Here is a 21106-nt window from a genome sequence, read left to right on the forward strand (position 1 = left end):
GGCTCAGGGCAAATTCAAGGCAAATTCAGGGCAATCTCAGGGCGAACTCGGGGCCAACCCAAGGCAGGCTCGGGGTTCTGGCGGCGCTCGCCGCGTGCGGGGCACAGGCGGCGGGCGCATCGATAACAGGTGCAGTGTAGGCAAGCGCGCTGCAAACGTCTTGCGTGTGCGCGACATATTCTTTCGCGGCCGGTGCGCGCAGGCGCCGCGCCGGCCGTTTCACTCCTGTTCGGGCGGCTCGACCAGTGCGCCCGCGCGCGGCTCGGCGGCCAGACCGCCATGCTGGCGCTCGATCCAGTTGCGGCGATCCTCGCGCGGCGTCACGCCGAAGCGCTCGCGATACGCGTTCGAAAAATGCGCCGCCGACGAAAAGCCGCACGCAAGGCTGATCTGCACGACCGACTTGCTGGTGCGCTGCAATTGCGAGCGCGCCTTCGCAAGACGCAGGCCCAGATAGTATTTCGAAGGCATCGCCCCCAGATACTGGCGAAAGAGCCGCTCGAGCTGGCGCCGCGAAACGCCCACGAGCCCGGCGATTTCGTCGGTCGTGAGCGGGTCTTCGATGTTCGCTTCCATCAGCAGCAGCGCATCGTTCAGGCGCGGATGGCGCTCACCCGGCGCCGTCACGAACGGAATGCGCTGGCGTTCGTCGCCGCTTCGCAGCGTGCTCGCGCCGAGCGCGTCGGCAATGCGCTCGGCGAGCTCCGGGCCGTGGTCGCGGCCGATCATCGCGAGCATGAAGTCGAGCGTGGCCTGGCCGCCCGCGCAGGTCGCGCGATCGCGGTCGATCTCGTAGAGGTGCTGCGTGACGATGGTGCGCTCGAATTGCTCGGCGAACTGCTGGTAGGTCTCCCAGTTCACGGCCACGCGGTAGCCCTGCAACTGGCCCGCCATCGCGAGCCACCAGATGCCGTGATGGATGCCCGTGACAAGCGGCGTGCGCTGCCCCACGCGCGCGAGGCTCGCGAGAAAAAGGCGGTAGTCGGCGAACTGCTGGTAGCGCTCGGTCACGACGATCAGCCAGTCGCACGCGAGCGCGTCGCCGAAGGTGCCGTCGGCGGGCCACTGCGCGCCGCCCGAAAGCGGCACGGGGCGCCCATTCCACGAGAGCATCTGCCAGCGGTAGAGCGCGCGGCCGTCGATCTCGTTGGCGAGGTTGAGCGCATCGACGATCGGCCCCACACCCGACATCGACACCGGCGGCAGCGCCACGATCGCGACCTGGGTAGTGCGGCCCGCGCGAGCGGTCGCCGCGCCCGAAAGAGGCGCCGGCGCGCCGCCGGGCGTGGCGGAGAAAGCCGCAGAAGCGGCGGGAGCGCTGAAACTGGTACGGATCATCGTCGGCTTGCGAGCCTCGTTGCGGCGAGGCGGGCGCGGTACGGGGCGCGGCGGTGCACGGTTACGCGCTTACTTCAGGCTGCCCGAGAGGAACTGGCGCAGCCGTTCGCTCTTCGGATTGCCGAGCACGTCGGCGGGCGAGCCCTCTTCCTCGGTGCGGCCCTGATGCAGGAACATCACATGATTCGAGACGTTGCGCGCGAAGCCCATTTCATGCGTCACGACAATCATCGTGCGGCCCTCTTCCGCGAGCTTTTGCATGACCTTCAGCACTTCGCCCACCAGTTCGGGGTCGAGCGCGGAAGTCGGTTCGTCGAAGAGCATCACGTCCGGGTGCATGGCGAGCGCGCGCGCAATCGCCACGCGCTGCTGCTGGCCGCCCGAAAGATGCGACGGATACTGCTTCTCCACGCGCGGCGCGAGCCCGACTTTTTCGAGGTATTCGCGCGCCCGTTCCTCGGCCTCCTTGCGCGGCACGCCCAGCACGTGCAAGGGCGCTTCCATCACGTTCTCGATCACGTTCATGTGCGACCAGAGATTGAAGTGCTGGAACACCATGGCGAGCTTCGTGCGGATGCGCTGAAGCTGCTTGTGATCGGCCACGTCGAGGTCGCCGTTGCGGCCCGCCTTGGTGCGCACGGTTTCTCCATCGACCACGATTTCGCCGGCATTGGGCTTTTCGAGGAAGTTGATGCAGCGCAGGAAGGTGCTCTTGCCCGAGCCGCTCGCGCCGATGATGCTGATCACGTCGCCCTTCTTCGCGTCGAGCGAGACGCCCTTGAGGACCTCGTTGTCGCCGTAGCGCTTGTGGATGTCGCGCGCGACCAGTTTGCTCGCGCTAGATTGCGTGGCGGGTTGCGTCGTCTGAGGCAAGATGGGTCTCCAGGATTGCGGTAAGGCGCGTTGCGGCGGATGAGTCTCGCGCGTCAGCGCGTGCGCACGGCGAGATAGCCGAGCCAGCGGCGCTCCGCGCGGCGGAACGCGGCCACCAGCACGAACGATACCGCACAGTAGATCAGCGCCGCGAGGCCGAACGACTCGAACGAGCGGTAGGTGGCCGAATTCGCGTCGCGCGCGACCTTCAGGATATCGGGCACCGTCGCCGTGAAGGCCACCGTCGTGGCGTGCAGCATCAGGATCACTTCGTTACTGTACAGCGGCAGCGCGCGGCGCAGCGCCGAGGGCAGCACGATGCGCCAGTACAGCGTGAACGGGCTCATGCCGTAGGCGCGCGCGGCTTCCACTTCGCCGTGCGAGGTCGCGCGGATCGCGCCCGCGAAAATCTCGGTCGTGTAGGCGCAGGTGTTGAGCGCGAACGCGAGGATCGCGCAGTTCAGGCCGCTGCGAAAGAACGCGTCCAGCAGCGGTTCGGCGCGCACGAAGGCGAGACTGTACACGCCCGTGTAGATGAGCAGCAACTGCACGTAGAGCGGCGTGCCGCGGAACACGTAGGTGTAAAAGCGCACCGGCAGCGAGAGCCAGCGCCGCCTGGAAACGCGCGCGACCGCGAGCGGCACCGAAAACACGAAGCCGAAGCCGACGGAGACGACGAGCAGCCACAGCGTCATGGCGAGGCCCGAAACGTGTTCGCCATCCCAGTAGAGGAACGCCTGGCCGAATTGCTGAATGATCTCGTTCATGATGCGTAGGCCCTTGCACTCAAAGCTGCGCGTGGCGCACGCCCGCCGAGTAGCGGCGTTCGAGCCAGATCAGCACGAAGTTCGAGACGGTGGTGATCGCGAGGTAAATCGCGGCGGCAACCACGAGGAAGAAAAACAGGTTGAAGGTGCTGCGGCCCGCGTCCTGGGCGGCCTTCACGACGTCGGCGAGACCGATGATCGAGACGAGCGCTGTGGCCTTCACGAGCACCTGCCAGTTGTTGCCGATGCCGGGCAGCGCGAAGCGCATCATCTGCGGAAACAGGATGCGCGCGAACACGCGCGCGCCGCTCATGCCGTAGGCATGGCCCGCTTCGAGCTGGCCGCGCGGCACGGCGAGAAAGGCGCCGCGGAAGGTTTCGGTGAAGTACGCGCCGTAGATGAAGCCGAGCGTGAGCACGCCGGCCACGAACGGGTCGATGTCGATCTGCGCCATGCCGAGGGCGTCGGTCGCCTCGTTCACGCCGATCTGGATGCTATAGAAGAGCAGCAGCATCAGCACGAGGTCGGGCACCGAGCGGATCAGCGTCGTATAGGCGGTCGCCGCGGCCGCGAGCGGCCGGTTGAACGAGAGCTTCGCCGCCGCGCCGGCGAGGCCGAGCAGCACGGCCACGCCGAGCGAGAGCAGCGAGAGCTCGATGGTCTGGATCGTGCCGGCGAGGAGGATCGGGCCAAAGCCGTAGAGGAACACGCGCGTCTCCGGGAATCGTTGTCGGCCTCCCGCGAGCGTGCCGCGCCATCGAGGCCGCAGCGGGAGTGTGCGCGGATCGTCTCAAGGCAAAACGGATCGCTCAATCGGCCTCGCCCGTCATATTGCGGTGCAGCATCCGGGTGCGAAATCGCAGCACGGCCGCACCGGCCCGCACACGGGCGGGCGCGACGAAATGGCAAGCCGTAAAAGCAACGCCCCGGCAAGCGGGGCGTTTTCGCAAGTTTGGGGGCGCTTTTCGATAGACCGCCGATAGCCTGCCGATAAACTGCCGATAGCCTGCCGCGCGCTCCAATGACGCTCAGGCCGCTCGCGCGCGGCCATTGCCCCCGGCGGCCGGGCGTGCGTCGGCACCGTCGCCGAGAAGCCGCTCGGCGAATGCGCCGAACAGCAAGCCGACGGTGGCCCAGAGGATCGCCTGCATGCCGAGCGCGACGGTGCGGAACTTCCACAGCAGCACGGCCGGGAACGCGGACGGCACTTCGTTGATGGTGGGCAGCGCCGCCTGCACCGCCGCGATCACGACGACGAACAGCACGAGCGCCACGATCGACGCGTTCCAGGCACCGAGCTTCGCGGCCAGCGCGCCACGCACCTTCAACGAGAACACGGTGACGACGATCGAGATCGCGACCATCAGGAAGAAGAGCCCGGTGCGAAAGCCGATGGTCTCCGGATCGCCGACCGAAGGCGGATTCGCCGGATACTTGATGTTCGGCACGAGCGCGAGCGCGACGAACGCCGCGAGCGCCAGCAGCGCCGAAAGCGAGCGCGCGGAAAGGCGCCCGGAGCGGCCGTATGCGTAAGCGAACACGAGCGAAAACAGCCCGCCGATCGCCGCGCTATAGGTCATGACGCCCGTGAAGAGGCCGAACCCGGCCTGGGTTTCGCGGCTCACGATTTCGGGTTCGGGGGCCTCCCCTTTCGCGGCGTCGAGTTTCTCCTCGAACGAAATGGCCTGATCGACCTGCGGCTCGCCCGCGAACTTCGCGAAACCGAACGTGAGGAGTCCTGCGGCGATGCCGGCCAGCATCCCGCGCGCCAAGAGCTTGCCTACCATGTCGGCCTCCGGTCAGTGGCAGGGAAAGCCGAGCAGATGGCGGCCATCGTGCACGAACTCGTGCACATACATGCCGGGGACGATCGAGGTCGCACCTTCTTCGGCGCCCACGAAATACAGCGCGAGCAGCAGCATGAGGCCGGCGAAGATCGCCCAGGGCAGGATCTCGCGCAAGGGGATGGGCACGGGCGTGGCGGCCGGCGCGTGGAATACGGCTTCGGACATGGTGACTTCTCCTCGGGGAAGACGCGCCCCGTTAGTCGATTCGAGGGTGGACACGACACGCGGGTCTGGCTTCCGTTGGCCTCGCCGCCTGTGTCGAATGGCGTCGAAAACGCATCGAACAGCGCGGGCAAACGGTTACAGTGGCGCGACCGCGCCGGAGTTGCACCGGCTTCCAGAGGTCGTGGAGACGGTATTCTACGCGCACCGGCAGCGCATGGAAGGCAAGATGTAAAACACATTCAAGGAAACAGCAAGGGAGCAGGATGCCGAACACGGTCTGGCTGGTCAGTCATGCAGCGAATGCCGCGATGCGGACGGGGACGTTTCCGCCAACGCCCGACCCGCACGGCGACGCAGTCGAAGCGCTCGATGCGCGCGCCGTTCAGGCGCTCGGCGCCTGGCGCGAGCGCTGGCAGACGCGGCTTGCCGATGCCGCCGCCGTGCTGACCAGTCCCGCGCCGATTGCACGCGCAACGGCGCTCGCGGCAGGCTTCGATAGCGCAAGGTGCGTCATGCACGCCGCGCTCGCCGACGCCGACTACGGCGCCTGGGGCGGCCGGCGCCTCACCGATCTGGCCCGCAGCGAGCCGGATGCGCTCGCCGCCTGGACGCGCGATCCGGCCTTCCGGCCACCGGGAGGCGAATCGTTCGAAGACGTTCGCACGCGCGTCGGCGCATGGCTCGATGCCCTGCCCGCGAATCCGCCCGACAGCGGCGACCTCGTCGCCTTCACCCCTGCCCAGGTGATACGTGCCGCCATCCTGCACGCGCTGGGCGCGCCCTCCACCTCGTTTCGACACCTCGAAATCGCGCCGCTCGCGGTCACGGCACTGCGCCGGACAGCGCACGGCTTGAGCTGGCTCGCAGTCTCATCCTGATGACGTATCAACGCGTTGACACAGGGAAATGAGAGGAATAGGATGGCCTCATGTATCAACACGTTTATCCGCCGTTTGGCCGAGTTGGCGGGCAACCCGAGGAGTGCGCAAATGACCGTTCAAACGCTGAAGCGCTGGGGCAATAGCCTCGCCGTGCGCATCCCGGCAAGCATGGCCGCGAAGCTCGGGCTCGCGGAAGGACAGGAGATCGAAATGGAAGTCGAAGACAGCGTACTCATGGTGCGCCCCCGCACGGCCATCCGGCGCTTTTCGCGCGAACGGTATCTTCAACAGTTGCGCGCGAACCGGCTCGCACGGCATCCGCTCATCGACTTTGGCGACCCGCAAGGCGCCGAAATCGGCGGACCCGACGACCCGGCGCGTTTTGACCGCTGGTAAAAACGCATGAAGAACAGAACGCCGGACGCAGGCGATATCGTGTGGATCAACGTCGGCCCGGGGGCGGGTAACGAGCAGAATGGCTATCGCCCCGCCCTCGTTCTCACCGACGCCGAATTCAACGAACTCACGAGCCGTTTCATCGGGTTGCCCATCACGAGCACGATCCACGGGTGGGAGTCGGAAATCCCCATCGGCGGCCTGGGCAAGCCTTGCGTGGCCATGGCCGACCAGATCACCACGCTGTCGCTAACGGGACGCGTCTGGCGCCACAAAGGCGAAGCCGCGACAGAAGAAGAACTGGAGGCCGCCAGATTTGCCGTCGCCGGCCTTCTGAACTTCTAGCTCGCGGCAGTCAATCCAGCCCAAGTTGCGCCCGTATGGCCGGCAGCATGTACTGCACGGCCGCACGGCCTTCCGCGATGGCGGGCGCGGCGCGATGGAAGTCGAAGATCCCCATGCCGCCGAGGCGCGGCTGGATCAGCACGTCGGCGGGCTCGCCCGCAAGGCGGCTGCGCGTGATGCGCACCTGCATGATGTCGATGCTCTGGGCAATCGAGCTCAGCATCGAGGGCACGCGCGCACTGGGTGGCGGCGCCACGCGCACGTCCTCGCTGCTGGAGGCCGCCGAAGGCTGCAGCCAGCGCGGGAAAGGCTTGCCGTTGCGGCGCAGGAGCGCCGGCGGCTCGGTGCCGTCCAATGACGATGGCACGGCACCGGCACCCTGCACATCGGGAGCCGCTGAAGCAGCGGGAGGCGCGGGCTGCACCTCCACCGGCGCTTCGCGCGGCACGGTGTCGATGGCGCCGCCCAGATCGCGGCCGTTCAGTATGTCGTGATTCAGATCGACGGCGATCACGCAGTCCGCACGCATCGCCCGCGCCGCGGAAACCGGCACGGGATTGCTGAGCCCGCCGTCCACGAGCCACACGCCGTCATGCCAGATCGGCGTGAAGAGGCCGGGTATGGCAATCGAGGCACGCACCGCATCCACGACCCCGCCATCGCGCAGCCAGACCTCGCGGCCCGTGTCGAGTTCGGTTGCGACGGCCGTGAAAGGCATGCCGAGGTCATCGATGGCGCAGCCATTGAACTGATGCGCGAACAGATCGATCACCTTGCGTCCGCCGAGCAACCCGCCCGAGAAACGCAGATCGAGTAGCCGCACCACGGTTTGCCACGTGAGCTTGCCCACCCATTCCTCGAGCCAGTCGAGGTCGCCGTTCGCATAAACGGCGCCCACGAGCGCGCCGATCGACGTGCCGCATACCACGTCGGGCTTGATGCCGGCTTCCTCCAGCGCGCGGATCGCACCGATGTGCGCCCAGCCGCGCGCCGCGCCGCCGCCCAGCACCAGACCAATCCGACGAGTACGTTGCCTGTGCATCATTCCGGCCTCCCGCCGCTTGCTATCCTCGATCCGCGCGCTCAGTGCCCACGGATCACGTCCGAGCGCGAGGTCGTGACGACCCGGCCGTCCGGTCCGAAATGCACGTTGAAGAACGCCTCCTGGGTGACCCCGCCTTCAAGCCACTTCCAGCTCCATACGGTCTCCTTCTTGAGGCGGAACGCCGCGATCTGCCCCGGCTTGCCGAGCCATTGCCGCACCTCGTCCTCGCTCATGCCGATGCGGATCTTCGCGAAATTCTCCGCCGTGAGCACCTGCGTGATCGCAACGAGCCGACCGTTCGGCCCGATATCGACCATGTAGGTGTTGAGCCCCTGGGGACCGCGCGGGTATTCGAGGCGCCGCGAGCCGTCGTCGAAGACGCGCTCGGTCTCGGGTTTGCCCATTTGCCCGCGCACGTCGTCGAGCGTCGAAACACCGGGTGTCAAGCCCTTGAGGAGCAACACGTCGGGCTTGACCGAATCGAAAAAGGTCTTGAGTGTCTGCCACATGGAATCGATCTGGCGGTCGTCGCAGCCCGAGAGCACCAGCACTGCCACCATGGCGAGCGCCGCGCCGCCGGACCGCCCGCCCTGCAAATTGAGCTTCATGGTCCTGCGCATCCGATCCGTACTTCAACCGCACGGCCGCTTGTGGAAACAGACACCGGGGTCATCGATCCCTTCAATGTACCCCTCCATGTACTTTTAATGAACTTCTTCGTGAGGTTGGGACCGGGATCCGTTGCGCGTTGGCTGCGGGGATTCCGCGAACGCCTCGGCACGGCGCAGGTAGCCGCGCGTGCGCACGAGTTCGGCGCCCTGCCAGGACAGCAGCGCGAAGCAGCCGAACACGACTTCGCGCATGCGCTTGACGAGCGCGAGCGAGAAGGCCACGTCCGGTCCCACGCCGAACAGTTGCGCGAGCAACACCACAGCCGCTTCCTGGATGCCGAGCCCCGCGGGCACCATGAAGGCGGCATGGCGCGCGGCCTGGGTCAGCGCCTCGATGGCGAGCGCCCCTTCGACCGACACCGGAAAGCCGAGCAGCCGCAGCGCCCACCAGGTCTCGAAGGCCCCCAGCACGTAGCCGGCCAGTTGCCAGCAGAAGGCGCGAAACATGAGGCCGGTGCGCGACATCAGCGCGTCCAGATCGCGGTCGAGCTGATCGCCGTCGATGCCGAGCACGAGCGGATGCCCCGCGCCGAACATGCGGCCGGCCCAGCGTTCGATGGCACGGAACACGCCGCCGCGCCGCAACAACACCACAGCGGCCACGGGAAACGGCAAGGTGAACAGGAGCGCGAGACCGATCGTGACGATCGTATGGAGCGACCCGCCATTGCCGATGGCGGCCACGATCAGCACGAGCCCGAGCGCCGAGAACGCGTACTGCACGGCGATGGTGATCAGCACCTCGACGATCACCGAGGCCGTGACGAGACTGCCGTCGCGCATGCGCCAGCGCGCGAGCCGGATGCCGACGATCTCGCCCCCCACGCCCAGGACGGGCAAAAGACGCGTGACGGCCTCGCGCACGGTGGCGACCCACCAGAGGAAACCGAGCGGCAGACGCTTGTCGAGCAGCAGGCGCCAGGCCTGTGCGTCGAGCAGCAGCGGCAGCGCATGGAACGGCACGAGCCACAGCAGCACGGGTCCCGCCGTGCCGATGATGTGCATGACGTCATGCGCACCGTCGTGAACGGCGAGCCCGATCAGGATCGCGATCCCGACGGGCACGCCCAGCCACTGGAGCCACTTCATGACGGCTGCGCCTCGCGCGCCGCCCGTGCGCTCCGTGCTTCTTGCGTCTGCCGCTGCGGGCCGCCGAAGAACACATCGGCGAAACCGCCGCGCCGCACTCCCGCGAGGGCCAGCGCCTTCGCGACCCGCGGCGAAACGAGCGCCGCCAGTTCGTCGGCGTGACGATAGGTCTGCATGGAAGGCGTGATGGCGCCCTCGCCCGCTTCGGCGGGATGGCAGTAGATCTCGCCCACGCCCTCGGCGGGCAGGTTCGCGATGGCGTCGAGCAGCACGGCCTCGTCCATCGCGCCGCTCCTGGCGATGCCCACAACGAAGTCGTTGTGGGCGATACCCGCGCGCGCGAGACGCGAACGCACGAGCGCGAGCCAGGGCCTGAGCGCGAGCGGCGCGCCAGCCTCCAGCGGCAGGCGCATCGCCTTGAGGCCGAACTCGCGGCCGATCGAGAGGATCAGCGAGAGCACGGTGGGATGCAGATGGAAATGCTTGTGGGTATTCACGTGATCGAGCGCAAGCCCGGTCGCCGCAAATGCTTCGAACTGCGCACGAATCTCCCTGGCGAGCTGCGCGCGCACGTGCGGCAGGAAGAAGAAACGCACGCCGTCCAGCGCCATGTTCTGGCCGAAGCGTCCTTGCGCGTCGACGAGCGCGGGAATCTGCGCGCGCGGCAGCATCGCCGCGCCGTCCGCGAGCACGAGGTGCAGACCCACGCGCAGGCGCGGCAGGCGCCGGGCGCGCGCCACGGCATCGGCGGCCGCCGGAGCGGCCACCATCAGGCTGGCCGCATCGAGCGCCCCCTCGCGATGCGCGCGCTCCACCCCGGCGTTGACCCGCTCGTGCAGGCCGAAGTCGTCGGCGGTGAAAATGAGCGCACGCCGGTCCTGCCCGCCGCCGGAGTGCGCGCAGGCAGGCGGCTGGTCCATCATGCCTCGTGCGCGCGCAGGAAGCGGAAAAACTCCACGCCTTCGCGCAGGCGGCGCTTCATCATGTCCCAGCTCGTGAGCATCTCGCGCACGATCTCCCAGATCTTCGAGGGACGGAAGTAGAACTGGCGGTAGAACTGCTCGAGATGGTGATAGATCTCGTCGCGCGACAGATGCGCATAACCGATCGCCGCGAGCTGCACGCCTTCCTTCGAAACGAGGTTGATGGTCTTGTTCTCTTCCATCCAGCCGTTTTCCACGGCCTGCTTGTAGAGCGTGGTGCCGGGGTACGGCGCCGCGAGCGAGACCTGGATCGTGTGCGGATTGATTTCCTTCGCGTACTCGATGGTCTTCTTGATCGTCTCCTGCGTCTCGCCCGGCAAGCCCAGAATGAAGGTGCCGTGGATCTTGATGCCGAGCTTCTTGCAGTCCGCGCTGAAGCGGCGCGCGAAGTCCGTGCGCACGCCCTTCTTGATGTTCACGAGGATCTGGTCGTCGCCGGATTCGAAGCCCACGAGCAAGAGACGCAGGCCGTTTTCCTTCATCACCTTGAGCGTCTTGTACGGCACGTTCGCCTTGGCGTTGCACGACCACGTGATGCCGAGCTTGCCGAGGCCGAGCGCGATCGCTTCGGCGCGCGGCAGGTCGTCGGTGAACGTGTCGTCGTCGAACATAAGCTCCTTGACTTCCGGCATGTTGTCGCGAATCCACTTCGCTTCTTCGAGCACGTTCTCGACCGAGCGCGTGCGGTAGCGGTGGCCGCTCACCGTTTGCGGCCACAGGCAGAACGTACAGCGCGACTTGCAGCCGCGACCCGTGTAGATCGACACGTACGGGTAGTTCAGATAGCCGATGAAGTAGTTGTCGATCTTCAGGTCGCGCTTGTAGATGGGCGCGACGAACGGCAGCTCGTCCATGTTCTCGAGGATCGGGCGCGCTTCGTTGTGCTCGATCGAGCCGTCTTTGGCGCGCCACGAGAGACCCTTGATCTGGGCAAACGGCTTGCCTTCGGCGAGCTCCTTGCAGGTGAAGTCGAATTCTTCGCGGCAGACGAAGTCGATGGCTTCGGTCGCCGTGAGCGAGTTGTGCGGATCGACCATCACCTTCGCGCCCACCATGCCGACGAGGAGCGACGGCTTGCGCTTTTTCAGATCCTCGGCGAAAAGCGCGTCGGTCGGAAACGACGGCGTGCTCGTGTGGATGATCACGAGGTCGTAGTCGTCGGCGATCTTGAGCGTCTCTTCGACCGAGATGCCGTCGGCGGGCGCGTCGAGCACACGGCTTTCGGGCACGAGCGCCGCGGGCTGCGCGAGCCAGGTCGGATACCAGAACGAGCGGATCTCGCGCTTTGCCTGGTAACGTGAACCGGCACCACCGTCGAAGCCGTCATAGGACGGGGCCTGAAGAAACAGCGTTTTCATGAGATGAATGCTCCGGCAACCCGGGTTGTATCGGGCAAGTTTTGAAATGACAGGAACGAATCGTGGCGCGCGACGCCCCCGCGGCGCGCGTACTGCACTGCGAAATCAACGGCCATCGGATACCTCGACGGCCGCACGCCGTGTGGGCGCGCCCCGCGGGGAGACGCCCCGCGCGGGCACGCTGCGCGTCGCCCCGTCGACGCGGGTTTCGCCCGCCTCGGGGTTGGCCACCGGCACGCGCACGCCGCGCCAGACCACATGCGAGCCGAACACCGCCGCGAGCCATTGCAGCGCGAGCAGCGTATCGCGCAGCGGCACGAGCGGCAAATCGCGCCAGAACATGCGCCAGCTGATGCTGCTGCGCGCGTGCAGCAACCCACGCGCGATGATACTGCCAGCCGTGCTCGCGCCAAGCGCGGCAAGCGCCGCTGTGGTCGAGCCGCCACTGCCGGCGAGCGCGGCCGCCAGCGGCGCGCTGCCCGCGGCGAGCAGCGCCGCCAGCACGCCGCCCAGCATGAGCCACGGCGACGTGAAGGTAATGAAGAGCGAAGCGAAGCCAGCGGGATTCACCGAGCGGATCGTGCGCAGCCAGCGGGTCTCGCGCAGCCAGAGCGTGCCGAAGGTGGGCTCGATGACATCCGTCGCCACCACCACCGGGGCGAGTACGGTCGCCAGTCCGTGGTCGCGCGCGTAGCGGGCGAGCAGATAGTCGTCGGCGAGGCAGTCCTTGAGCGCGGCGAAGCCGCCGATGCGCTCGAGCGTCGCGCGCGACAGCGCGAGCGTCGCGCCGAAGCCGAACGCACGCGAACCAGTGCTGTGCGCGACGCGCACCGAAGGCGCGAACCACTCGTTGATGAAGAGCGCACCCACGCGCGGCCAGAAGCCGCCGATGCTGCGCGCCTGATAGAGACAGGTCACGACGCCCACCGAGGGATCGGCGAGCGGCGCCGTGACGATATCGAGGTAGTCGGGTTCGACAGCAATGTCGCTGTCGGCGACGATCAAGGCGTCGTAGCGGGCCCGCGCCGCCAGGTTCATCAGATTGCTGACCTTGAGATTGCTGCCATAGACGCGCGGATCGACCACGAGCTCGATGTCGTGCTGCGGATAGGCGGCCTGCAGCCGGTGCACGACGGCGATGGCCGGATCGGCCGTCGAGGAAACCCCGAACAGCAGTTGAAAGGACGGGTGGTGCTGCTCGCAGAAGGTGGCAAGATTCTCGTAGAGGCGCGGTTCGGCGCCGCACAGCGGCTTGAGCACACTCACGGCAACCGGCGCGCGCGAACGCGCGCGGCGTGCGGCTGCGCGCACCTCGGCCATCGAGCCAAGACGCGGCATGGTGAGCGCGGCGCACACGGCATACACCGCGGCCGCGCAGCACAGCGCGACCAGCAGCCACCAGGCCGAAGGCAACGGCAGCGTCATGCCCTGACCTCCCGCGAGGCGAGACACATCGCGCAAGGCCGATCGCTATCGGCATCGCTTAGCGTGGCGGCCCGTTCAGCCGAATCGCCTCGTACCATTTGCACTACCCTGAAGTTCGGAAGAAAAACAACAGTGCATCCTGACTGCAATGCCTATTCCCCGGCAGAGATTAAACCCCGAATACGACGCAGTATGACGCGGCGCAATTCGACTGAATCGTTTTCGGCAATAAACAAACTCGGTAGACGCCTATTGCTCGCGCCCCGATTAGATGACAGAAAATTGTATCAGTAACATCCGGAAACCGCTTCAGGCCAGACAGCAACACATCTTTACGCGTTCTGGGCCACCTTCCGGCTGGCGCCATTATTTCAGCGAAAGCGTGATCCGCCCCGCGCTTTTACTTTTCGAAAAAACCGGTAAGGAAAATGCAAACGATCATTAACAGAATTGAATTAAGGGATCGTGTCAACATACTGTTATCTTAAGATTGACTTAAGAATAAAAACGATTCCCGTTTCATATTCCTATAAACCGCATAACGTAGCCCCACTCCGATTATGGGTTCCGGTTCACCGTCAGCAGGAACCGGCGCACCCGGGCACAATGGCCGGACCTTGCATACGGCTTGCACTCGCATCACACGCCGCGCACCACGCGGCGTGCGCCGACGCTCCATCCACGAGAACACACCCATGATCCCCTTCTCGGTCCTCGACCTTTCGCCCGTTCCCGCCGGCTCCGACGCCGGTGTCGCACTGCGCAACACGCTCGATCTCGCCCAGCACGCCGAACGGTGGGGCTACCGCCGCTACTGGCTCGCCGAGCACCACAACATGACGGGCATCGCCAGTGCGGCCACGTCGGTCGTGATCGGTTACGTGGCGGGCGGCACGCGCACGATCCGGGTGGGCTCGGGCGGCATCATGTTGCCCAATCATTCGCCGCTCGTGATCGCCGAGCAGTTCGGCACGCTCGAATCGCTCTATCCTGGCCGGATCGACCTCGGGCTCGGCCGCGCGCCCGGCACCGACCAGACGACGGCGCGCGCGCTGCGGCGCGACCTGCAGTCGAGCGCCGACGCATTCCCCGACGACGTCGCCGAGCTGCAGCGCTACTTCGCCGCGCCGGTCGAGGGCCAGCGTGTCCGGGCGGTACCTGGCGCCGGCCTGAACGTGCCGCTCTACATCCTCGGCTCGAGCCTTTTCGGCGCGCAGATGGCGGCGGCGATGGGCTTGCCGTTCGCGTTCGCCTCGCATTTCGCGCCCGATCAACTGCTTACGGCCCTCAGGCTCTATCGTGCGCAGTTCCGTGCGTCGGCCACGCTGGCGAAACCGCATGCGATCGTGGGCGTGAACGTTTTCGCCGCCGATACCGACGACGAGGCCCGCCTGCTCTTCACCTCGCTCCAGCAGCAGTTCATCAACCTGCGGCGCGGCACCCCGGGACAACTGCCTGCGCCCACGACGGCGATCAATGCGAACGAGTTCGAGCTTGCGGGTGTCGCGCATTCGCTCGCGTGTTCGGTGGTGGGTTCGCGCGAGACCGTGCGGGCCGGCCTTACCTCCGTAATCGAGCAGACGGGCGCCGACGAGCTGATCGTGACCGCGCAGATCTACGACCATGCCGCGCGGCTGAAGTCGTTCGAAATGACGGCCGAAGTGCGGGAGGAACTGGCAGCGGCGCGCTGAGCGCCGTCGCCATCGGCCTGAGGGGCCTCAGGGGCCTCAGGGGCCTCAGGGGCCTCAGGGGCCTCAGGGGCCTCAGGATCTTAGAGGCTTCAGGGCTGCGCGGGCAACGCCGCCAGCCCCTTGAGCAGCGCCGCGTGGAAGGCCCCCGGATCCTGCATCTGCGGCGCATGTCCGAGATCCGGAAACTCGACGAGGGCGGCGTGCGGGATGGCCTGCTGAGCCGCGCGCGCGAGCTCCGGATAGTGGCCGAGCCGCGCGCGCACCTCGGGCGGCGCGAGATCCTTGCCGATCGCCGTGGTGTCCTTGTCGCCGATCAGCAGCAGCGTGGGCATCTGCAACTGGCCGAATTCGTACACCACCGGCTGCGTATAGATCATGTCGTACAGCAGTGCGGAATCCCAGGCCACCTGCGCCTTGCCCGGTCCGCGATACATGCCCGCCAGCATCTGCACCCACGGCTCGAACGCCGGACGCCACTGTCCCGCGTAATACGTGGCCTGTTCGTAGCGGCGGATGCTCTCAGCCGTCGTCTTCAGCTCGCGCGCGTACCAGTCGTCCACCGAGATCGACGGCACGCCCTTCGCCTTCCAGTCCTCGAGCCCGATCGGATTCACGAGCACGAGCTGCTCCGTCTCCTGCGGATACATGAGCGCATAGCGCACCGCCAGCATGCCGCCCGTGGAATGGCCGATCAGCGTCGCCCGGCCGATGCCGAGCGATGCGAGCAGGGCATGCGTATTGCGCGCGAGCTGCTGGAAGCTGAACTGGTACGCGGCCGGCTTGCTCGACTTGCAAAAGCCGATCTGGTCGGGCGCGATCACGCGGTAGCCGGCCGCGGCCAGCTCGCCGATCGTGGTATCCCACGTCGCCGCGCAGAAGTTCTTGCCATGCAGCAGCACGGCCGTGCGGCCATTCGGTTTCGCGGGCTGCACGTCCATATAAGCCATGTGCAGCGACTGCCCCTGGGAGGCAAAAGCGAAGTCGCGCACCGTGTACGGATAGCCGAAGCCCTGCAGTTCGGGACCATAGGCGGGACCCTCGTCGGCGCGGGCGGCATGGCAAAGCGCGGCGGCGCAGCACGCGGCGGCGAGAGCGAAAAGCTTGCGGGTCAGGGTCATGAGCAAAAATGCGGTCGGTCGGGAAAAAACGGATGAGGGAGTCAGTCGATGGGCCTTTGCATATCGGCTCGCGGCAGGCAGAGGCGCCGCCAGCGATTCTAGCCGTCGTGCGCTGTCCGCGCCGCCCTCCTGCTCCGGTGCGCCCCTCACTGCCGTCGCGGCCGTCATCGCCGTTCCAATTCGCACTGTGGACGATTCGGTGCTAGAACAGTCTATGCAGGCGAGACAACAAACACCGGCGGCGCTGCGTTGCACGAAAAACAAGACGAAAGTGCCGGGCCGGCCTGGCCGGGGGGCGAAACGAAGAAGAAGCTGTGTCGAAAGGAGACGGTCATGGAAACCCCGGCAAGCCTCAACGATCTGCAGCGCACCACGCTCGCCATCGTGCTCGCGGGCGGACGCGGCACCCGCCTCGGCCCGCTCACGAACAAGCGCGTGAAACCGGCCGTGCACTTCGGCGGCAAGTACCGCATCATCGACTTCGCCCTCTCGAACTGCCTCAATTCGGGCATCCGCCGCATCGCGGTCGTGACGCAGTACAAAGCGCATTCGCTGTTGCGCCACCTGCAACGCGGCTGGGGCTTCCTGCGCGGCGAATTCAACGAGTTCGTCGATCTATGGCCCGCGCAGCAGCGCGTGGAAGGCGCGCACTGGTACCGGGGCACCGCCGACGCCGTGTACCAGAACCTCGACATCATCCGCTCGATCGCGCCGAAATACGTGGTGGTGCTGGCCGGCGACCACATCTACAAGATGGACTACACGCGCATGGTGGCCGACCACGCGGCAAGCGGCGCGGAATGCACGGTGGGCTGCATCGAGGTGCCGCGCCTCGACGCCCGCGCGTTCGGCGTGATGGCCGTGGACGAGTCGCGCCGCGTGACCGGCTTCGTGGAAAAGCCCGACGACCCGCCCGCCATGCCCGGGCACCCCGATATCGCGCTCGCGAGCATGGGTATCTACGTGTTCGACACGGAATACCTGATCAGGCTGCTCGAAGACAACATCTCGATGTCCGCCACCGATCACGATTTCGGCAAGGACATCATCCCGCGCGTGGTGACCGAGGGGCTCGCCATCGCGCATCCGTTCAGCCTCTCGTGCGTCACCTCGGACCCGGGCGCGCCGCCGTACTGGCGCGATGTCGGCACGATCGACGCCTATTGGGCCGCCAATCTCGACCTCGCCTCCACGATTCCCGCACTCGACCTCTACGACCGCCACTGGCCGATCTGGACCTATCAGGAGCAGTTGCCGCCCGCCAAGTTCGTGCGCGACCTGAACGGCCTGCAGGGCTCGGGCACGAACCTGATCGTCTGCGGCGGCAGCGTCATCTCGGGCTCGCAGCTTTCGCGCTCGGTGCTGTCCTCGAATGTGGTCGTGAAGTCTTTCTGCAACATTGCCGAGGCAGTCTTGTTGCCACAGGTGACGGTGGGGGCGAGCTGCCGGCTGCGCAAGGTGGTGGTGGACCGCGGCTGCGAGATCCCCGACGGCACCGTGATCGGCGAAGACCCGGTGCGCGACGCCGAACGGTTCTACCGGACCGAGAACGGGATCGTGCTCGTCACGCGCGAGGCGCTCGCGAAGACGGCATGCTGAGCGCCGCGAAGGCGGTGGTCGTCGTGGTCGCCGTAACGATTGCGCTGACGGCGGTGGTCGCCGTTGCCGTGGCGGTGGAGGCGGCGCTCGTCGCCGTCTTTTGACGCCCCGCACCGAGAGGATACTCACCCGATGACGATCCGCGTCCTGCACGTAGCCAGCGAACTCTACCCGCTCCTGAAGACCGGCGGCCTCGCCGACGTGACCGCCGCCCTGCCCGCGGCCCTGATCGAACAGGGCGCCGACGCCCGCCTGCTGTTGCCGGGCTTCGCACCGGTCGCGGCGGGACTGGCCGACCTGCGGCCCGTCGCGCGCCTCTCGCGCACCTTCGGCGCGCCCGAAGCGACGCTCGAACTGGGACGGCTGCCCGAGAACGGCCTGCCCGTCTACATGATCCGCGCCGACGCCTTCTACGCGCGGCCCGGCAACCCGTATCTGGACGCCGAGCATGTGCCGTACGGCGACAACGCCCAGCGCTTCGCCCTGCTCGGCTGGACCGCGGCCCAGCTCGCCCGGCACCTCGATCCCGAGTGGGCGCCGCGCATCGTGCAGGCCCACGACTGGCACGCGGGCCTCGCGCCCGCCTACCTGCGCGCCGACGCGCACGAGCGCGGCCTCGGCCCCGGAGCGGCCCCGGCGCGCTCGGTCTTCACGATCCACAACCTCGCCTACCAGGGCGTCTTTCCCGCGCAGCAGTTCGCGAGCCTCGCACTGCCCGCGGACTACTTCGACATGCACGGCATCGAGTTCTACGGCCAGCTCTCGTTCCTCAAGGCGGGCCTCTACTTTGCCGACAAGATCACGACGGTCAGCCCCACCTACGCGCGCGAGATCCAGACGGTGGCCCAGGGCGGCGGCCTCGAGGCGCTGCTGCGCGGCCGCGCGCACGACCTCGTCGGCATCCTCAACGGCGTGGACTACACGGTGTGGAACCCCGCCACCGACGAAACCATCGCGACGCGCTACTCGGCCACGCGCATGAGCGGCAAGCTGCGCTGCAAGGCGGTGCTGCAGGCGCGCCTTGCACTCGCGCCCCGGCACGACGCGCCGCTCTTCGGCGTGGTGAGCCGCCTGACCGAGCAGAAGGGCCTCGACCTCCTGCTCGCCGCCCTGCCCGAGATCCTTGCGCGCGGCGGCCAGGTGGCGGTGCTCGGCACCGGCGACCCGAGCCTCGAACAAGGCTTTGCCCGCGCGGCGCGCCAACATCCGGACGCGGTCGCCGTCGAACTCGGCTTCGACGAATCGCTCGCACATGCGATCGTCGCGGGCGCGGACGTGATCGCCGTGCCCTCGCGCTTCGAGCCCTGCGGGCTCACGCAGCTCTACGCGCTCGCCTACGGCGCGCTGCCGCTCGTACACCGGGTGGGCGGCCTCGCCGACACCGTGGTGGATGCGTCGCTCGAGAATCTTGCCGACGGCGTCGCCACCGGCTTCGTGTTCGAGCGCTTCGAGCCCGATGCGCTCACGGCCGCCATCCGCCGCGCCTTCGCCCTCTACGCAAGGACCCGCGACTGGCGCGACACCCGCCGGCACGCGATGGAGCAGGACTTCGGCTGGTCGGCTTCGGCGCAGCGCTACATGGCGCTGTACCGCGAACTCGACTGAACGGCCGGCCTGCTGCATGCTGCTGCACGCCGCGGCCCGCCGTTCGCTCCCGCTGTCCACCCCGCCTGGCGATTTCGCGCAACATCGGCGCCCGCGACCATCGACCGCACGTGCCGAATTCGGTTATCGTTGCTGCACCCCCGCACGGCGCGGCCCGGCACCTGCGCTATGCGGCGCCGCGCGTCCGGGCCGGGCCCCGAGCCCGGGACAGCCGTCACCCTCAGCGAGAACGAACCGGATCGACCCATGAAAAACGTCCTGAGCATTCAGTCCCACGTCGTGTTCGGCCATGCGGGCAACAGCGCCGCGGTGTTCCCGATGTGCCGGCTCGGCGTGAATGTCTGGCCGCTCAACACGGTGCAGTTCTCGAACCACACCCAGTATGGCCACTGGACCGGCAGCGCGATCGACGCCGAACAGATGGTCGAGCTCGTGGAAGGCATCGGGGCGATCGGCGTGCTGCCGCGCTGCGACGCCGTGCTCTCGGGCTACCTCGGCGCCCCCGACCAGGCGCAGGCCGTGATCGACATCGTGCGCGCCGTGAAGGCCGCCAATCCGCACGCGCGCTACTTCTGCGACCCGGTGATGGGCACCACCGGCGGCTGCCGCGTCGAGCCGGGCATCCAGGAATTTCTCGTCGAGAACATGCCCGAGGTCGCCGACGCGTTGATGCCCAACCACAGCGAGCTCCAACGGCTCGTCGGGCGCGAGCTCGAAACCGTGGAAGAAGCCGTGACCGCCTGCCGCGAAGTGCTGCGGCGCGGTCCGAAGATGATCCTCGTGAAGCATCTGCTCGACCGCAACAGCCCCGCCGACCGCTTCAACATGCTGCTCGTGACCGCACACGAAGCGTGGGTCGGGCAGCGGCCGCTCTACCCCTTCGCGCGCCAGCCGGTGGGCGTGGGCGACGTGACGAGCGCCGTGTTCGTCGCGCGCCTGATGCTGGGCGACCCGCTGCGCCGCGCCTTCGAGCACACGCTCGCGGCCGTGAACGCCGTGGTCAAGACCACGTGGGATGCGAACCGCTACGAGCTGGAGATCGTCGCCGCGCAGGACCAGATTGCCCGGCCGCGCGAATGGTTCGACGCGTGGGCCGCCGACACGGCCTGAGCGCTCGGGACGTTTGGGACGCTCGGGAGGTTCGGGGCCTGCGCCGCCGCGGGAGTAAATTAGAGGCCTGCCGCCAGTGCCCGAATCTGCAACGCCACGCGCGCAGCCTATAATGCGGCCCGCGCATGTCGCGCACCCCGATTGAAGAGAATGGCCGATGTCCCACCCGATCCGCAGCGAACAGGAAGAGTATTTCGAGCAGCTTTGCCTTGCCGTCGACGCAGGCGAGACGCATGAGCAGGAAGCGATCGAATACTTCGAAGCGCAAAGTCACGAAAGCGAATTCGATGCCGCACAATGGCTCGACATCGCGCTCTATCACGCGCCCGAAGTCGCGCGCGGCATCATCGACTTCGTCGACGAAGAAGACCGCGCGCGCAGCGATATCGCGCAGACGATTGCCGACAATCTCGACATTGCTTACGGCGACGACGATTGCGAACGCTTCGGCGAAACGCTGCGCTTCGCGCTCGCCAACGGCGTGGCCGTCGATCTCGACGTGGTGCTCGACGGCTGCAACCGCGCGCTCGACGATCTCGAAGAGTGGGCCGACGAAGACACGAAAGCACCGCTCAAGAGGCTGCGCGAATTGCTGATGGAGATGCAGAGCGGCCATTAAGCCGCTCGCCCCCCGGCCACGCGGGCACGCCCCGCCGGGGGGCACCGCACGGTTTCCGTCTGGCTGTCGTGTTCTGCCGCACAGTCTTGCTGCGCCGTTTTATGCAAACCTGGCTGCTGTCCCGTCTGTCGCACCTTTCGTACTTGCCGCACCTGCCGCACGCCGTACCCGCTCCACCGTC

At 67.1% G+C, this 21106-nt stretch carries 21 protein-coding genes and 1 riboswitch; of the genes, 8 read left to right on the forward strand and 13 right to left on the reverse strand.

The features are described from left to right. Positions 1-219 precede the first annotated feature (219 nt). From U5760_RS03295 to U5760_RS03320, 6 genes are all read right to left on the reverse strand, one after another. Entirely contained in the window at positions 220-1191 is a 972-nt protein-coding gene (locus U5760_RS03295; RefSeq protein ID WP_322010016.1) for a GlxA family transcriptional regulator, read from the reverse strand. A gap of 216 nt (positions 1192-1407) precedes the next feature. Beyond that, on the reverse strand, positions 1408-2211 hold the full coding sequence (locus U5760_RS03300) for an ABC transporter ATP-binding protein (RefSeq protein ID WP_322009568.1): 804 nt from the start codon (positions 2209-2211) through the stop codon (positions 1408-1410). A 53-nt stretch (positions 2212-2264) separates the two neighbouring features. Further along, a complete protein-coding gene (locus U5760_RS03305; protein WP_322009569.1) occupies positions 2265-2978 on the reverse strand; it encodes an ABC transporter permease in 714 nt (237 codons plus the stop codon). Positions 2979-2997: 19 nt separating this feature from the next. After that, a complete protein-coding gene (locus U5760_RS03310; RefSeq protein ID WP_322009570.1) occupies positions 2998-3687 on the reverse strand; it encodes a histidine ABC transporter permease HisQ in 690 nt (229 codons plus the stop codon). A gap of 319 nt (positions 3688-4006) precedes the next feature. Then, positions 4007-4765, reverse strand: coding sequence for a CbtA family protein (locus U5760_RS03315; RefSeq protein ID WP_322009571.1), 759 nt, complete (start codon positions 4763-4765; stop codon positions 4007-4009). A 12-nt stretch (positions 4766-4777) separates the two neighbouring features. Continuing rightward, positions 4778-4990: a CbtB domain-containing protein gene (locus tag U5760_RS03320; protein ID WP_322009573.1), complete on the reverse strand. Its 213-nt coding sequence runs from the start codon at positions 4988-4990 to the stop codon at positions 4778-4780. Between the two features lie 63 nt (positions 4991-5053). Next, a riboswitch (cobalamin riboswitch) is annotated at positions 5054-5164 on the reverse strand. 89 nt (positions 5165-5253) lie between these two features. On the opposite strand from U5760_RS03320, the gene U5760_RS03325 reads away from it, so the two are divergent. The 3 genes from U5760_RS03325 to U5760_RS03335 all read left to right on the forward strand — a co-directional run bounded on the left by U5760_RS03325 (position 5254) and on the right by U5760_RS03335 (position 6612). After that, positions 5254-5868: a histidine phosphatase family protein gene (locus U5760_RS03325; protein ID WP_322009575.1), complete on the forward strand. Its 615-nt coding sequence runs from the start codon at positions 5254-5256 to the stop codon at positions 5866-5868. 111 nt (positions 5869-5979) lie between these two features. Further along, positions 5980-6267 (forward strand): AbrB/MazE/SpoVT family DNA-binding domain-containing protein, encoded by a 288-nt coding sequence (locus U5760_RS03330; RefSeq protein ID WP_322009576.1) that lies wholly within the window; start codon positions 5980-5982, stop codon positions 6265-6267. Between the two features lie 6 nt (positions 6268-6273). After that, the gene (locus U5760_RS03335; RefSeq protein WP_322009578.1) at positions 6274-6612 is read left to right on the forward strand and encodes a type II toxin-antitoxin system PemK/MazF family toxin; all 339 of its coding nucleotides are present in this window, start codon (positions 6274-6276) and stop codon (positions 6610-6612) included. Between the two features lie 10 nt (positions 6613-6622). Here U5760_RS03335 and U5760_RS03340 read toward each other — a convergent pair whose 3' ends face one another. From U5760_RS03340 to hpnI, 6 genes are all read right to left on the reverse strand, one after another. Then, positions 6623-7657 carry a patatin-like phospholipase family protein gene (locus U5760_RS03340; protein WP_322009580.1) on the reverse strand — a complete coding sequence of 345 codons (1035 nt, stop codon included), beginning with the start codon at positions 7655-7657 and terminating at the stop codon, positions 6623-6625. A 38-nt stretch (positions 7658-7695) separates the two neighbouring features. Continuing rightward, on the reverse strand, positions 7696-8217 hold the full coding sequence (locus U5760_RS03345; protein WP_415914039.1) for a hypothetical protein: 522 nt from the start codon (positions 8215-8217) through the stop codon (positions 7696-7698). A 144-nt stretch (positions 8218-8361) separates the two neighbouring features. After that, the gene (locus U5760_RS03350) at positions 8362-9417 is read right to left on the reverse strand and encodes a lysylphosphatidylglycerol synthase domain-containing protein (RefSeq protein WP_322009583.1); all 1056 of its coding nucleotides are present in this window, start codon (positions 9415-9417) and stop codon (positions 8362-8364) included. Further along, positions 9414-10337 carry a hopanoid biosynthesis-associated protein HpnK gene (gene hpnK, locus U5760_RS03355; RefSeq protein WP_322009585.1) on the reverse strand — a complete coding sequence of 308 codons (924 nt, stop codon included), beginning with the start codon at positions 10335-10337 and terminating at the stop codon, positions 9414-9416. Before hpnK ends, U5760_RS03350 begins: the two co-directional genes overlap by 4 nt. Continuing rightward, positions 10337-11758 carry a hopanoid biosynthesis associated radical SAM protein HpnJ gene (gene hpnJ, locus U5760_RS03360; RefSeq protein ID WP_322009586.1) on the reverse strand — a complete coding sequence of 474 codons (1422 nt, stop codon included), beginning with the start codon at positions 11756-11758 and terminating at the stop codon, positions 10337-10339. The genes hpnK and hpnJ overlap by 1 nt, the downstream gene beginning before the upstream one ends. Before the next feature lie 105 nt (positions 11759-11863). After that, positions 11864-13183: a bacteriohopanetetrol glucosamine biosynthesis glycosyltransferase HpnI gene (gene hpnI / locus U5760_RS03365; protein ID WP_322009587.1), complete on the reverse strand. Its 1320-nt coding sequence runs from the start codon at positions 13181-13183 to the stop codon at positions 11864-11866. Between the two features lie 695 nt (positions 13184-13878). On the opposite strand from hpnI, the gene U5760_RS03370 reads away from it, so the two are divergent. After that, entirely contained in the window at positions 13879-14874 is a 996-nt protein-coding gene (locus tag U5760_RS03370) for an LLM class flavin-dependent oxidoreductase (protein ID WP_322009588.1), read from the forward strand. Between the two features lie 89 nt (positions 14875-14963). On the opposite strand, the gene U5760_RS03375 is transcribed toward U5760_RS03370, so the two are convergent. After that, entirely contained in the window at positions 14964-15992 is a 1029-nt protein-coding gene (locus U5760_RS03375; RefSeq protein ID WP_322009589.1) for an alpha/beta hydrolase, read from the reverse strand. 333 nt (positions 15993-16325) lie between these two features. Between U5760_RS03375 and glgC the strand changes: the two genes are divergently transcribed. From glgC to U5760_RS03395, 4 genes are all read left to right on the forward strand, one after another. Next, positions 16326-17591: a glucose-1-phosphate adenylyltransferase gene (glgC, locus tag U5760_RS03380; RefSeq protein ID WP_322009590.1), complete on the forward strand. Its 1266-nt coding sequence runs from the start codon at positions 16326-16328 to the stop codon at positions 17589-17591. Positions 17592-17723: 132 nt separating this feature from the next. Then, complete coding sequence (gene glgA / locus U5760_RS03385) at positions 17724-19196, forward strand: glycogen synthase GlgA (protein ID WP_322009592.1); 1473 nt, start codon at positions 17724-17726, stop codon at positions 19194-19196. 246 nt (positions 19197-19442) lie between these two features. Continuing rightward, complete coding sequence (gene pdxY, locus U5760_RS03390; protein WP_322009593.1) at positions 19443-20306, forward strand: pyridoxal kinase PdxY; 864 nt, start codon at positions 19443-19445, stop codon at positions 20304-20306. A 157-nt stretch (positions 20307-20463) separates the two neighbouring features. Then, positions 20464-20925 (forward strand): hypothetical protein, encoded by a 462-nt coding sequence (locus tag U5760_RS03395; protein ID WP_322009594.1) that lies wholly within the window; start codon positions 20464-20466, stop codon positions 20923-20925. The last annotated feature ends 181 nt before the right edge of the window (positions 20926-21106 follow it).

Source organism: Paraburkholderia sp. J12, from assembly GCF_905220215.1.
Classification (GTDB): Bacteria; Pseudomonadota; Gammaproteobacteria; order Burkholderiales; family Burkholderiaceae; genus Paraburkholderia.